An 11,797-nucleotide genomic window follows, 5' to 3' on the forward strand; every position below is an offset into this window, starting at 1 on the left:
GTTCAGTCGCGGGCGAGTGCTTCGGCCAACGCCTGCTCGACGGTCGGCGTGCTGAACGTGAAGCCGTCGTCCAAGAGCCGACGAGGTTCGACGCGCTGATCACTCAGCAGCAGTCCGTCGGCGGCGTCGCCGAGGAGCGCCTTCAAGGCGAACGTCGGGACGCGCAGCAGATAGGGCCGGTTCATCCGTCTGGCGAGCTCGAACATGAGGTCGTCGGCGCGGGCGGCCTGCGGGCCGCACAGGTTCACCGGTCCGGAGAGCGTCGAGGTCAGCAGGTGGGTGATCGCCCGGACCTCGTCCTGCAGCCCGATCCACGGCCAGAACTGGCGGCCCGAACCGAGCGGCCCGGCGACCCCGAACCGGGTGAGCGGTGCCAGCGGCTTGAGCACGCCTGCCAGGTCGACGACGATGCCGTTGCGGAGCAGCACGGTGCGGACGGCGTCGGGCGCCGCGAGCGCCGAGTCCTCCCAGGCGACGACGACGTCGGCGAGGAATCCGGCCCCTCTGGAGGAGTCCTCCGTGAGGGTCTCTCCGGGACGGTCGCCGTAGTACCCGACCGCCGAACCACTGAGGAAGGCGGCCGGTGGCTGCTCCGCCCGGTTCATGGCGTCGACGAGGGTCCGGGTGGCGCTGAGTCGTGACCAGAGGATCGTGGATCGGTAGGCCGCCGTCCACGGCAGCTTGCCCAGGGAGGCGCCGGAGAGGTTGACGACCGCGTCGGCGCCGCTCAGGACTCGCGGGTCCAGCGTTCCTGCCAGCGGATCCCACTCCGCTTCTCCGGCACCGCGCGCCGGACGTCGTACGAGCCGGACGACCTCATGGCCGTCGGTCTCGAGGGAGCGCCCGAGCGCCGTTCCGATGAGCCCGGAGGCCCCGCCGATCACGATGCGCATGCGCGTCGCCTTCCTGGTCGTGCTGCTGGACGGTGGTGGTTACGCGAGGCTGGCTTCGAGGGTGATCGGGATGCCGGCGAGCGCCTGCGAGACCGGGCAGCCGTCCTTCGCCGCCGTGGCGATGCGCTCGAAGTCGGCCTCGGAGATGCCGGGCACGACCGCGCTGACGAGCAGGTGGCTGCCGGTGATGCCGGTGCCGGGGGTGAAGGAGACCGCTGCGGTCGCCTGGATGCGCTCCGGCGGGAATCCGGCGCTCGTGAGTTCGTTGGCGAACGCCATCGAGTAGCAGGAGGCGTGCGCAGCCCCGAGCAGTTCCTCCGGGGTCGTCGTCGTGTTGGATCCCTCGGAGCGTGCCTTCCAGTCGACCGCGAACTCGGCCGCCTCGGAGGTGTCGAGGCTCGTGTGCCCCGATCCCTCGAAGAGCGTGCCGTTCCAAACCGTCGTGGCTTCGCTTGTTACCGCCATGGTGCAACCTCCATCGTCGGGCCGTGCAGGAGCGCATCGGCGCTGGTGTTCGTGGGGTCAGCCTAACCGGATCGACCTGGACGGTCACCCCGTCGACAAACGGTGTCGTCAGGTGCTTCGGGCCGCCGTCACGCCTGTCGCCCGACGACACGGGCGCGGAGGAGGAGCACATACAGGCGGCAGCCGAGGCAGAACCCGAACGCCGCGTTGAGGAAGGCGGCGACGAACGCGGCACCGGCGGAGACGGCGAGGGATCCCGGCACCCCGATGAGGTGCAGCACGAGTCCGATCGCGACCACCACCAGGCCGACGCCCTGGGCGAAGGTCGGTGGTTCAGGTGCCTCGAGTTCGGTGGGCGGGCCGAGCCTCGGGCGGATGAGGCGTCGGAAGACGACGCCGTACGGGTGGCGTCGGATCCCGGCGAACGCGCCCCACGCGAACAGGGCTGCGATGACGGCGACGAGGACGAAGGCCGGTTGGCCCGCCCGCGCGGGCGGCGTGTCGGCGAGCGGCGCCGTCAGCGCGAGGAAGACGGCGACGAGGAGGAGCACGGCGGTCACGGTCGCGCCGAACCGCGGGCTGCGCGGGTCGATGCCGGTCGGCTGTGCTGCTGGAGGGTTCGAGGTCATGCCGGTCTCCCGAGGACGGATCGCAGCTCGCCGGCGAGCACCGCACGGCGTGCGGCCCCGGAGAACCGACCGCGCACGACCCCGGCGCGGTCGAGGAGGAGGACGGTGGGCATCTGCAGGACGGCGAAGCGGTCCGCGAGGTCGGGACGGTGGGTCAGGTCGACGTCGAGGACGCCCACGCCCGCCTCCCCGTCGGCCAGCTCGTGCAGCAGTCGTCTGGTGCCGGGGCACAGGGCACAGAACTCGGTGCTGAACTGCACCAGGGTGGCCGATCGGCCGAGCGGAGAGGTCGTCCCGAGTGCCGCCGGCGAGAGGCGGTCGCCGTCGGTGCGGTGCGTCGCACGCCCGCTCCGTGCACGCACGATCAGACCCACCGCCGTCGTGGACAGGACGAGGACGAGGATCAGCGAGAGGGCGGCCGGCGGGTGCATGGTGTCCGTCAGCATAGGGTCCGGGTACCGGTCCCTGAGCCTCTGTGACGCGAGGTGACGCCTGTGCGGATGGTGACCCGCACGGGGGAAACCCGATAGCCTGAGAGCGTGTCGCGTGCAGAGAACCCCTTCGGTCAAGTCCTCGTCGCCCTGGTGACGCCGTTCACCGCCGACGGCGAGGTCGACTGGAAGGCCGTCGAGCGACACATCGACGACGTCGTGACCGCGGGGGCCGACGGCATCGTCGTCACCGGCACCACGGGTGAGACGTCGACGCTGACGGACCCGGAGAAGGTGAAGCTCGTCGAGGTCGGCAAGGCCGTCGCGGGCGGGCGCGCGAAGATCATCACCGGTGGTGGCTCCAACGAGACGGCCCACGCGATCGAGCTCGCGAAGAAGAGCGAGCAGGCGGGCGCCGACGGCAACATGATCGTCACCCCGTACTACAACAAGCCCACCCAGGCCGGCGTGCTCACCCACTTCCGCATGATCGCCGACTCCACGGATCTGCCCGTCATCCTCTACGACATCCCGGGGCGGACCGGCATCCCCATCACCTACGAGACGATCCTGCGCGCGGCCAAACACCCGAACATCCTCGCGGTGAAGGATGCCAAGGGCGACCTCAGTGAGGTGAGCCGGGTCATGAACCAGACGGACCTCATGTACTTCGCGGGCGACGACGCCAACGCGCTGCCGACGCTCGCCATCGGCGGCACCGGCCTCATCGGCGTCACGGCCAACATCGCGCCCACGCCCTACCGACACATGGTCGACGCGGTGAACTCCGGCGACCTCGTCGCGGCGACCGCCGCTCACCGGCAGCTCGAGCCGCTCGTGCGCGCGGTCATGACCCACGTCCCCGGCACCGTCGCCGCCAAATACATCTTGCACGGCCTCGGCCGGATCCAGAGCCCGCGGGTGCGTCTTCCGCTGGTCGGTCCGGAGGAGTGGGAGGCCGCGCAGATCGAGGATGAGATCGACCTGGTGAAGGACATCCCAGGCGTCGACTTCCGCAACTTCCGGCCAGACCGCAACGCCGCCGCCGGTGGCGCGCTGCCCAAGGTCGCCGGTACGACTCGCTAGACAAACCAGAGGGGGGCTACATGCCCAATACCATCATCGATCCGCCAGTCCTCGAACCGGGGACGCTCCGCGTCATCCCCATCGGAGGACTCGGCGAGATCGGCAGGAACATGACCTGCTTCGAGATCGACGGCAAGATCCTGATCGTCGACTGCGGCGTGCTCTTCCCCGAAGAACACCAGCCGGGCGTCGACCTGATCCTTCCCGATTTCACCTCCATCAAGGACCGGCTCGACGACATCGTCGGGGTCGTGCTCACGCACGGTCACGAGGACCACATCGGCGCCGTGCCCTACCTCCTGAAGCTCCGCAAGGACATCCCGCTGATCGGTTCCGGCCTGACGCTCGCGCTCATCGAAGCGAAGCTCAAGGAACACCGCATCGTCCCCTACACCCTGCCGGTGAAGGAGGGCCAGATCGAGGCGCTGGGGCCGTTCGACCTCGAGTTCGTCGCGGTCAACCACTCGATCCCGGACGCGCTCGCGGTGTTCATCGACACCGACGCCGGCACGGTCCTCGTGACCGGTGACTTCAAGATGGACCAGTTGCCGCTGGACGGCCGCCTGACGGACCTCCGCGCCTTCGCCCGCCTCGGTGAAGAAGGCGTCGACCTCTTCCTCGTCGACTCGACGAACGCCGACGTTCCGGGATTCACGCCGCTCGAGCGGTCCATCGGGCCGGTCCTCGACCAGGTCATCGCGAAGTCCGAGCGCCGCGTCATCGTCGCGAGCTTCTCGAGTCACGTGCACCGCGTCCAGCAGGTCCTCGACGCGGCTCACACCCACGGCCGGCGCGTGGCGTTCCTCGGTCGTTCCATGGTGCGCAACATGGGTATCGCAGCAGACCTCGGGTACCTGAACGTCCCCGAGGGCCTGCTCATCGACTACAAGAAGGCGAAGGACCTCCCCGAGGACAAGATCGTCTACATGTCGACCGGGTCGCAGGGCGAGCCGATGGCCGTCCTCAGCCGGATGGCGAACCTCGACCACGCGATCGAACCGGGCCCGGGCGACACCGTCATCCTCGCCTCGAGCCTGATCCCTGGCAATGAGAACGCGGTCTACCGGGTCATCGACGGCCTGACGAAGCTCGGCGCCACCGTCGTCCACAAGGGCAACGCGAAGGTCCACGTCTCCGGTCACGCGGCCGCCGGTGAGCTGCTGTACTGCTACAACATCCTCCAGCCGAAGAACGTGCTCCCGGTCCACGGTGAGTACCGTCACCTCGTCGCGAACCAGAAGCTCGCGATCGACAGCGGTGTCCCGGCGCAGAACACCTTCATCGGCGAGGACGGCATCGTCATCGACTTGAAGGACGGCGTCGCGAAGGTCGTCGGGCAGCTCGACGTCGGGCTCGTCTACGTCGACGGCTCGACCGTCGGCGAGATCACCGACGCCGACCTCAAGGACCGTCGCATCCTGGCGGAGGAGGGCTTCATCTCGGTCATCGTCGTCGTCGACTCGAAGACCGGGCACATCATCTCCGGTCCCGAGGTGCACGCGAAGGGCTTCGCCGAGGACGACAAGGTCTTCGCCGACATCAAGCCGAAGGTCGCGAAGGCACTCGCCGAGGCGGCGGAGAACGGCGTCCGCGACACGCACGCGCTGTCGCAGGTGATCCGTCGGACCGTCGGCCGCTGGGTCAACACGTCCTTCCGTCGCCGCCCGATGATCGTCCCGCTCGTCATCGAGGCCTGATCACCGGACGGGTCCGTTCGGTCCCACCCGCCAGGAGGCGGTCGGACATCATCCGCGAGGGTGATGTCCGGCCGCCTTCCGCGTTGCTACCTTGGAACTTCCTATGGCCGCTCGTCACTCCGACTGCGGTGGATTCCGGAGGTCGGCGTGGGCGTTGTCCGCACCTGGGTGTTCCCCATTCTGAAACTGCTCGTCTTCAGCGCGATCGCGGTGGCGCTCGTGAAGGTCGCGTTCTTCCCGGACGCACCGCAGGAGGAGGGGCCGACGCAGCCGACCGGGAGCCTCGTGGAACCACAGGTCCAGGCGGCGGTCGGCACCGTGGTCAACACCGTCTCGGTGGAGGGCCAGGTCGTCGCCGACCCGGCCAGCACGGCGAAGTCGACCGTCGCCGGCACCGTCGACGAGGTGTTCGCCGCCAAGGGGGCCGTCCTCGCGGAGGGTGATCCCATCCTCGACGTCAAGACCATCGACGAGGAGGGCAAGGAGCGGTACGTGCAGGTGACCGCGCCGGTCGCGGGCACTCTCGGCAACGTCAAGCTCATCCACGGGCAGTCGGTCCAGATCGGCGACGCGGTTGCGCAGGTGTCGCCGGCCACGTTCTCCATCACCGGGGCGTTGAGCGCCGACAAGCAGTACCGTCTGCTCACCATCCCCGGCGAGGCGACGGTCACCATCAACGGCGGCCCGGCCCCGTTCGTCTGTCCGGCCGTTCGCGTCACGACGCCGTCGAGCGGCGGCGATGAGGAGGAGCCGACGACGGGCGGTGGATCCGGGCAGACACCCGGTGGCAGCGGAACCTCCGTGACCTGCGCGGTGCCCGGTGATGTCCGGGTGTTCGCCGGACTCGCCGCGACGATCGAACTCGCGGGCGGTGTCGCCGAGAACGTCCTCGTGCTCCCGACGACCGCGGTCAAGGGTTCGGCCGGAACCGGGACCGTCTGGGTCGTCGGCGCCGACGGCGCCCAGGAGGAACGGCCGGTCACGCTGGGACTGAACGACGGGCAGCAGGTGCAGATCGTCGACGGCGTCGCCGAAGGCGACTCGGTGCTCCAGTTCGTCCCTGGAGCCGTCGCGCCCGCGCCCGAGGGATGCACGACGCTTCCGGACGGCAGCATGGCTTGCGACGGGTCGGTCGGGTGACGCTCCTCGAACTCCGCGGCGTCACCAGGGTCGTCCAGATCCCCGATGCGCCGCCGCTGACGATCCTCGACGGCGTCGACCTCGAGGTGCACGAGGGCGATCGCGTCTCCATCGTCGGCCGATCGGGTTCGGGCAAGTCGACGCTCCTGAACCTCCTCGGCCTGCTCGACAAGCCGACCTCCGGGTCGCTCGTCTTCGACGGTCGACCTGCGGAACGCCTCGGCTCCGGTGCGCGCGACCGACTGCGCGGCGCCCAGATCGGATTCGTCTTCCAACAGTTCAACCTCCTGCCCGGCCGGACCGCGCTCGAGAACGTGACGACGCCGCTCCTGTATGCCGGCGGACGCTCGTTCTGGCGCCGTCGGGAGATCGCCGCCGCGATGCTCGAACGCGTCGGACTCGGCGACCGCCTCGACGCGATGCCCACGAAACTGTCCGGCGGCGAACAGCAGCGCGTCGCCATCGCACGGTCACTGGTCCGTGGGCCACGGCTCATCCTCGCGGACGAGCCGACCGGCGCACTCGACGTCGAGACCGGCACCTCCGTCATGTCCCTGCTCGATGAGGTGGCGTCCTCCACGGGGGCCGCCCTCGTGACGATCACCCACGACCGGGCCATCGCCCGACTCGCGACGACCCACCACCGTCTCGATCACGGCGTGCTCACCCCCGATCACGAACTGGAGGCCACGGATGTCTAGGATCCTGACCTCGATCGTCGGAGCGGTCGTCGAGGCCGCCCAGGAGCTGCGGATCCATCGTGGCCGGGTCATCCTCTCGCTCATCGGCGTCGGTGTCGCGGTGTGCGCCCTCACGAGCATGGTCGGCATGTCGTCGCTCGCGGCGCAGGCCCAGACCGAGTCGCAGGAACGCTACGGCGGCCGACCCGCCACGCTCATGGCGTCGGTCTACGGCACGGGAGTGGAGCAGCCCGACCCGGAGCTGTACATCACGGCGGTGCACGACCTCGCCGAGCGGTACGGCATCGGGTACGTCTCGCAATCCGGGAGCACCCAGTTGAACGTGCAGTTCGCCGACGGGACCGTGCCGGTACCCGCGACCGTCGTCGATGTCCCCTACGGCGAGATGCACCGCATCAGACTCGACGAGGGCACCTGGTTCCAGGAGGACGACGGCGACCGCCTCGCACCCGCGATCGTCGTGAACCCGGCGTTCTGGCAGCGCCTCGGGTCGCCGCCCATCGAGACGCACCCGACGGTCACCGTCCACGGTGAACATCCGGTCACGGCCGTGGTCGTCGGGGTGTACGCCAGCAATGAGTGGGACACCGAACCGCAGCTGTCGATCCTGCCCGCGGGGACGGCGCTCATCGGTCCGGCGGCCGGCGCCGAGGAGGGCATGGGCCAGCCCGGTCAGCTGCCGCAGTTCGAGTTCTGGGTCCCGAACGCGGACGCAGAGGCCTTCATCCAGCGGATCCAGTCCGACCTGCGTGCCGAACTCGGCGACACGTACGGCGTCGAGGTGTTCCGCAACGACTTCGGCCAGACAGGAGAGGACCCGCTCCTGTCGTTGAAGCTCGTGGTCGGTGCCGTCGCCGGACTCATCCTCCTGCTCGGAGCCCTCGGGCTGATCAACCTCTCGCTCGTCACCGTCCGCCAGCGCATCCGCGAGATCGGGATCCGACGCAGTTTCGGGGCGACCGCGCCGCGCGTGTTCTTCGCCGTGATGATGGAGAGTGTCGTCGCCACCTTCGTCGCCGGGGTGATCGGTGTCATGCTCGCCGTCGCCGTCGTGAAGAGTCCGATCGTCGAGCAGTTCATCGGTCAAGGGCTCGTGACGGACTTCCCGCCGTTCCCCATCGAGGCGGCGGTCCTCGGGCTGGTCAGCGCGACGGCCGTCGGCGCGATCGCCGGGCTCCTCCCGGCGCTCGTCGCCGTCCGTGTGAAGGTGATCGACGCCATCCGGTACTGAGCGCCGGCGACCCCTCACGCGTCATCTGCTCGAAACACCGTTGGCGTACCATCCGTCCATGGCGGTCTACTCGATCCGCGAAGCCGCGGTGGCTGATGTGCGCGTCCTCACCGACATGATGGTCGAGGCGGCGAACTGGAACGCCGTCGCGCCCCGTCCCCGGTCCGCCGTCCTCGCCGATGCGCAGCACACCCGGTACGTGCGCGGGTGGCGTCGCCCCGGCGACGCCGGGGTCGTCGCCGTCGGGCAGGACGGTGCGCCGGTCGGGGCGTGCTGGTATCGACTCTTCCCGTCCGACGCACCCGGGTTCGGGTACGTGGCGGGCGGCGTCCCCGAACTCATCCTGGGGGTCAGTCCGATCCACCGCGCACAGGGCGTCGGACGGCAGTTGCTCCGCGCGACCGTGCAGCTCGCCAGAGCGGCCGGGTACCAGCGCATCAGCCTGAGCGTGGAGCGGGCGAACCACGCCGTCTCGCTGTACCGCACCGAGGGGTTCGCGACCGTGGACCGGCGGGGGAGCCGCGACACGATGGTCCTGAATCTGCGCTGACCGCCCGGCGGATCGCGGATCGTGGACACCCCGCCAGCTTGCCGGGCTGCGTCGGTGGCGACGAGTACCGTGAACGCATGGCCGCACGTTCCAACTCGACCAGCCGTTCGCGCAGCGCTTCCTCGCCGAGCGGCGCTTCGTCGCGCACCACGAGCACGAAGACGAACACCAAAGCCGGCCCCAAGGCGGGCGCGTCGACGACGAAGCAGCAGAAGACCGTCGCCTATCCGGCCGCCGAGGAGCAGCGCAGTGTGCTGACCTCGATGTGGCTCGGTCTCGCGCACGGCGTCGGTGGAGCGGTCCGCGCCCTCGGTCCCGAGCGCATCGCCAAGGAGGACCGTCGCGACGGCTTCCCCTTCCTGCTCTTCCTGCTCGCCGTCGTCGGTGCCGTCGTCGAGTGGTTCGGCGCGGCCGACCCGGTCGCCCAGACCTTCGACGCCTGGTCGTTCGGAGGCCTCTTCGGCCGACTCGCCTTCGTGCTCCCGGTCATCATGATCGTCTTCGCGGTCTGGCTGTTCCGGCACCCGGCCTCGGTCGACGACAACGGCCGCATCAGCATCGGCCTCGGTCTGCTCCTGATCAGCATCTCGGCGCTCTGCCACATCCACGGTGGCCAGCCGAACCCGAGTCAGGGCCTGCCCGCGTTGGCGCAGGCCGGCGGTCTCCTCGGGTGGATCCTCGGCGCTCCGCTCGCCGCGATCATCACCCCGATCGGCGCGACCGTCCTCATCTCGCTCCTGATCCTCCTCAGTCTCTTCATCGTGACGAAGACGCCCCCGAACCGCGTCGGTGCCCGCGTGCGGCAGTTCTCCACCTGGATGTTCGGCGAGCAGCCGGAGGCACCTGAGGGAGAGCCCGCAGAGCCGAAGCGTGCGCGGACGAAGCGACTCGACGACCTCGACGAGGAACCCGACGAGCCGGCGGCCCTGCCGTGGTGGCGTCGCAACACGAGCCGCCGCGAGGACGACCCGACGTTCGAGGACCCGCTCATGGGCGACAACATGACCGAGCTCCTCGGTCTCGAGAAGCCGTCCGGCGGATTCGACTCGCCGCTCGAACCGGTGGCCGCGCCTGCCGCGTCGCCGAAAGCCGCGCCGGTGCACGACGCCTTCGGCTCCGAGCTCCTCGGCGACCTCGAAGCGGCGGAGAGCGCCGTCAAGCGGTTCAACACGGGCGAGATCAAGCCGCAGACGGGTCTGCACGACGACAGCATCCCCGGCGCGACGGAGGTCATCGAAGACCTCGACCCCGCACTCCTCGGTGCACCCGATCAGATCGACTTCTCGGCGCGCCCGATGGCGCAGCAGGGCCAGGACGACACGCCCTACCGTCTCCCGTCCGCAGGGACACTGGCTGCGGGGGAGCCCGCGAAGACCCACAGCGCGGCCAACGACGAAGCGGTCGCCGCGATCACGAGCGTCCTCGACCAGTTCGGCGTCGACGCGAAGGTCACCGGCTTCTCCCGCGGCCCGACCGTGACGCAGTACGAGATCGAGCTCGGCCCGGGCGTCAAGGTCGAGCGCGTGACGGCGCTCAGCAAGAACCTCTCCTACGCCGTGGCGTCCAACGAGGTCCGCATCCTCTCGCCCATCCCGGGGAAGAGCGCCATCGGTATCGAGATCCCGAACACCGACCGCGAGATCGTCACCCTCGGCGACATCCTGCGGTCGACGGCGGCCACGAACAGCAACCACCCGATGACGATCGGCGTCGGCAAGGACGTCGGCGGCGGCTACGTCGTCGCGAACCTCGCGAAGATGCCGCACCTCCTGGTCGCCGGGTCGACCGGCTCCGGGAAGTCGGTCTTCGTCAACTCGATGATCACCTCGCTGCTCATGCGCGCCAAGCCGAGTGAGGTGCGCATGGTCCTCATCGACCCCAAGCGCGTCGAGCTCGCGCCGTACGCGGGCGTCCCGCACCTCATCACGCCCATCATCACGAACCCGAAGAAGGCGGCGGAAGCGCTGCAGTGGGTCGTGAAGGAGATGGACATGCGGTACGACGACCTCGCGAGCTTCGGCTACCGGCACATCGACGACTTCAACAAGGCCGTCGTGGCAGGCGAGATCGTCCTCCCCGCGGGAAGCGAACGCGTGCTGAAGCCCTACCCGTACCTGCTGGTCGTCGTCGACGAGCTCGCCGACCTGATGATGGTCGCGCCCCGCGACGTCGAGGACTCGATCGTCCGCATCACGCAGCTGGCCCGTGCGTCCGGAATCCACCTCGTCCTCGCGACGCAGCGTCCGTCGGTCGACGTCGTCACCGGCCTCATCAAGGCGAACGTCCCCTCCCGCCTCGCCTTCGCCGTCACGAGCGTCACCGACTCGCGGGTCATCCTCGACCAGCCGGGCGCCGACAAGCTCATCGGCCAGGGTGACGCCCTGTTCCTGCCGATGGGCGCGAACAAGTCCATCCGCGTGCAGGGTGCCTGGGTCGGCGAGAACGAGATCCAGCGGGTCGTCGAGCATGTCACCAACCAGGCGCGGCCGGAGTACCGGAAGGACGTCCAGGCCGTCGCGGAGCGCAAGGAGATCGACGCGGACATCGGCGACGACCTCGAACTGCTGCTCGCCGCAGCGGAGCTCGTGGTATCGACGCAGTTCGGATCGACCTCGATGCTGCAGCGGAAGCTCCGGGTCGGTTTCGCGAAGGCCGGCCGGCTCATGGACCTCATGGAGTCCCGCGAGATCGTCGGCCCGTCCGAGGGCTCGAAGGCCCGAGACGTCCTCGTCACCGCCGAGCAGCTGCCGGGGGTCCTGGCCCGCCTGCGCGGCGAGGACGACGGCTCGGCCGCTCCGGCCCCCGCGGCGGCGGCGTCGACAGCAGCTGCGGCCGCTCCGGTCACCGGCGCTGCCGGCGGCGTCGAGCCCGACCCCTACGGCGCGGACCCGGTCGAGGCCCAGTTCCAGGACTATCCTGAGGTCGAGGGCGGTTCTGACGAAGACGCCTGGAGTCTCACCGGTCGGGAGTAGAC

At 69.6% G+C, this 11,797-nt stretch carries 11 protein-coding genes; 7 read left to right on the forward strand and 4 right to left on the reverse strand.

The features are described 5' to 3' along the window. Positions 1-2: 2 nt before the first annotated feature. The 4 genes from QRN44_RS15620 to QRN44_RS15635 form a co-directional block, all read right to left on the reverse strand. Positions 3-893: a TIGR01777 family oxidoreductase gene (locus QRN44_RS15620; protein WP_071262312.1), complete on the reverse strand. Its 891-nt coding sequence runs from the start codon at positions 891-893 to the stop codon at positions 3-5. 39 nt (positions 894-932) lie between these two features. Next, positions 933-1,358: an OsmC family peroxiredoxin gene (locus QRN44_RS15625; protein ID WP_064294452.1), complete on the reverse strand. Its 426-nt coding sequence runs from the start codon at positions 1,356-1,358 to the stop codon at positions 933-935. Between the two features lie 128 nt (positions 1,359-1,486). Continuing rightward, a complete protein-coding gene (locus QRN44_RS15630) occupies positions 1,487-1,987 on the reverse strand; it encodes a DUF4395 domain-containing protein (RefSeq protein WP_285039578.1) in 501 nt (166 codons plus the stop codon). Beyond that, positions 1,984-2,433 carry a thioredoxin family protein gene (locus QRN44_RS15635; protein ID WP_285039579.1) on the reverse strand — a complete coding sequence of 150 codons (450 nt, stop codon included), beginning with the start codon at positions 2,431-2,433 and terminating at the stop codon, positions 1,984-1,986. Before QRN44_RS15635 ends, QRN44_RS15630 begins: the two co-directional genes overlap by 4 nt. Before the next feature lie 93 nt (positions 2,434-2,526). On the opposite strand from QRN44_RS15635, the gene dapA reads away from it, so the two are divergent. The 7 genes from dapA to QRN44_RS15670 all read left to right on the forward strand — a co-directional run bounded on the left by dapA (position 2,527) and on the right by QRN44_RS15670 (position 11,795). Beyond that, entirely contained in the window at positions 2,527-3,504 is a 978-nt protein-coding gene (dapA, locus tag QRN44_RS15640; RefSeq protein WP_064294450.1) for a 4-hydroxy-tetrahydrodipicolinate synthase, read from the forward strand. 20 nt (positions 3,505-3,524) lie between these two features. Continuing rightward, positions 3,525-5,201 carry a ribonuclease J gene (locus tag QRN44_RS15645; RefSeq protein ID WP_121291751.1) on the forward strand — a complete coding sequence of 559 codons (1,677 nt, stop codon included), beginning with the start codon at positions 3,525-3,527 and terminating at the stop codon, positions 5,199-5,201. Between the two features lie 147 nt (positions 5,202-5,348). After that, positions 5,349-6,341, forward strand: a complete 993-nt coding sequence (locus tag QRN44_RS15650) for a permuted SH3 domain-containing protein (RefSeq protein WP_285039580.1) — start codon at positions 5,349-5,351, stop codon at positions 6,339-6,341. After that, the gene (locus tag QRN44_RS15655) at positions 6,338-7,042 is read left to right on the forward strand and encodes an ABC transporter ATP-binding protein (RefSeq protein WP_064294447.1); all 705 of its coding nucleotides are present in this window, start codon (positions 6,338-6,340) and stop codon (positions 7,040-7,042) included. Before QRN44_RS15650 ends, QRN44_RS15655 begins: the two co-directional genes overlap by 4 nt. Further along, the gene (locus tag QRN44_RS15660) at positions 7,035-8,273 is read left to right on the forward strand and encodes an ABC transporter permease (protein WP_121291749.1); all 1,239 of its coding nucleotides are present in this window, start codon (positions 7,035-7,037) and stop codon (positions 8,271-8,273) included. The genes QRN44_RS15655 and QRN44_RS15660 overlap by 8 nt, the downstream gene beginning before the upstream one ends. Positions 8,274-8,331: 58 nt before the next feature. Further along, positions 8,332-8,823, forward strand: coding sequence for a GNAT family N-acetyltransferase (locus tag QRN44_RS15665; RefSeq protein WP_285039581.1), 492 nt, complete (start codon positions 8,332-8,334; stop codon positions 8,821-8,823). 77 nt (positions 8,824-8,900) lie between these two features. After that, positions 8,901-11,795, forward strand: coding sequence for an FtsK/SpoIIIE family DNA translocase (locus QRN44_RS15670; RefSeq protein WP_285039582.1), 2,895 nt, complete (start codon positions 8,901-8,903; stop codon positions 11,793-11,795). Positions 11,796-11,797: the final 2 nt, after the last annotated feature.

The sequence above is a fragment of the Plantibacter sp. lyk4-40-MEA-4 genome (genome assembly GCF_030209415.1).
In the GTDB taxonomy this organism is placed as follows: Bacteria; Actinomycetota; Actinomycetes; order Actinomycetales; family Microbacteriaceae; genus Plantibacter; species Plantibacter flavus_A.

Coding starts and splice junctions, on each gene's coding strand:
- QRN44_RS15630 (WP_285039578.1), bottom strand. CDS start 1,987: ATGACCTCGAACCCTCCAGCAGCACAGCCGACCGGCATCGACCCGCGC.
- QRN44_RS15625 (WP_064294452.1), bottom strand. CDS start 1,358: ATGGCGGTAACAAGCGAAGCCACGACGGTTTGGAACGGCACGCTCTTC.
- QRN44_RS15645 (WP_121291751.1), top strand. CDS start 3,525: ATGCCCAATACCATCATCGATCCGCCAGTCCTCGAACCGGGGACGCTC.
- QRN44_RS15620 (WP_071262312.1), bottom strand. CDS start 893: ATGCGCATCGTGATCGGCGGGGCCTCCGGGCTCATCGGAACGGCGCTC.
- QRN44_RS15635 (WP_285039579.1), bottom strand. CDS start 2,433: ATGCTGACGGACACCATGCACCCGCCGGCCGCCCTCTCGCTGATCCTC.
- QRN44_RS15660 (WP_121291749.1), top strand. CDS start 7,035: ATGTCTAGGATCCTGACCTCGATCGTCGGAGCGGTCGTCGAGGCCGCC.
- QRN44_RS15670 (WP_285039582.1), top strand. CDS start 8,901: ATGGCCGCACGTTCCAACTCGACCAGCCGTTCGCGCAGCGCTTCCTCG.
- QRN44_RS15665 (WP_285039581.1), top strand. CDS start 8,332: ATGGCGGTCTACTCGATCCGCGAAGCCGCGGTGGCTGATGTGCGCGTC.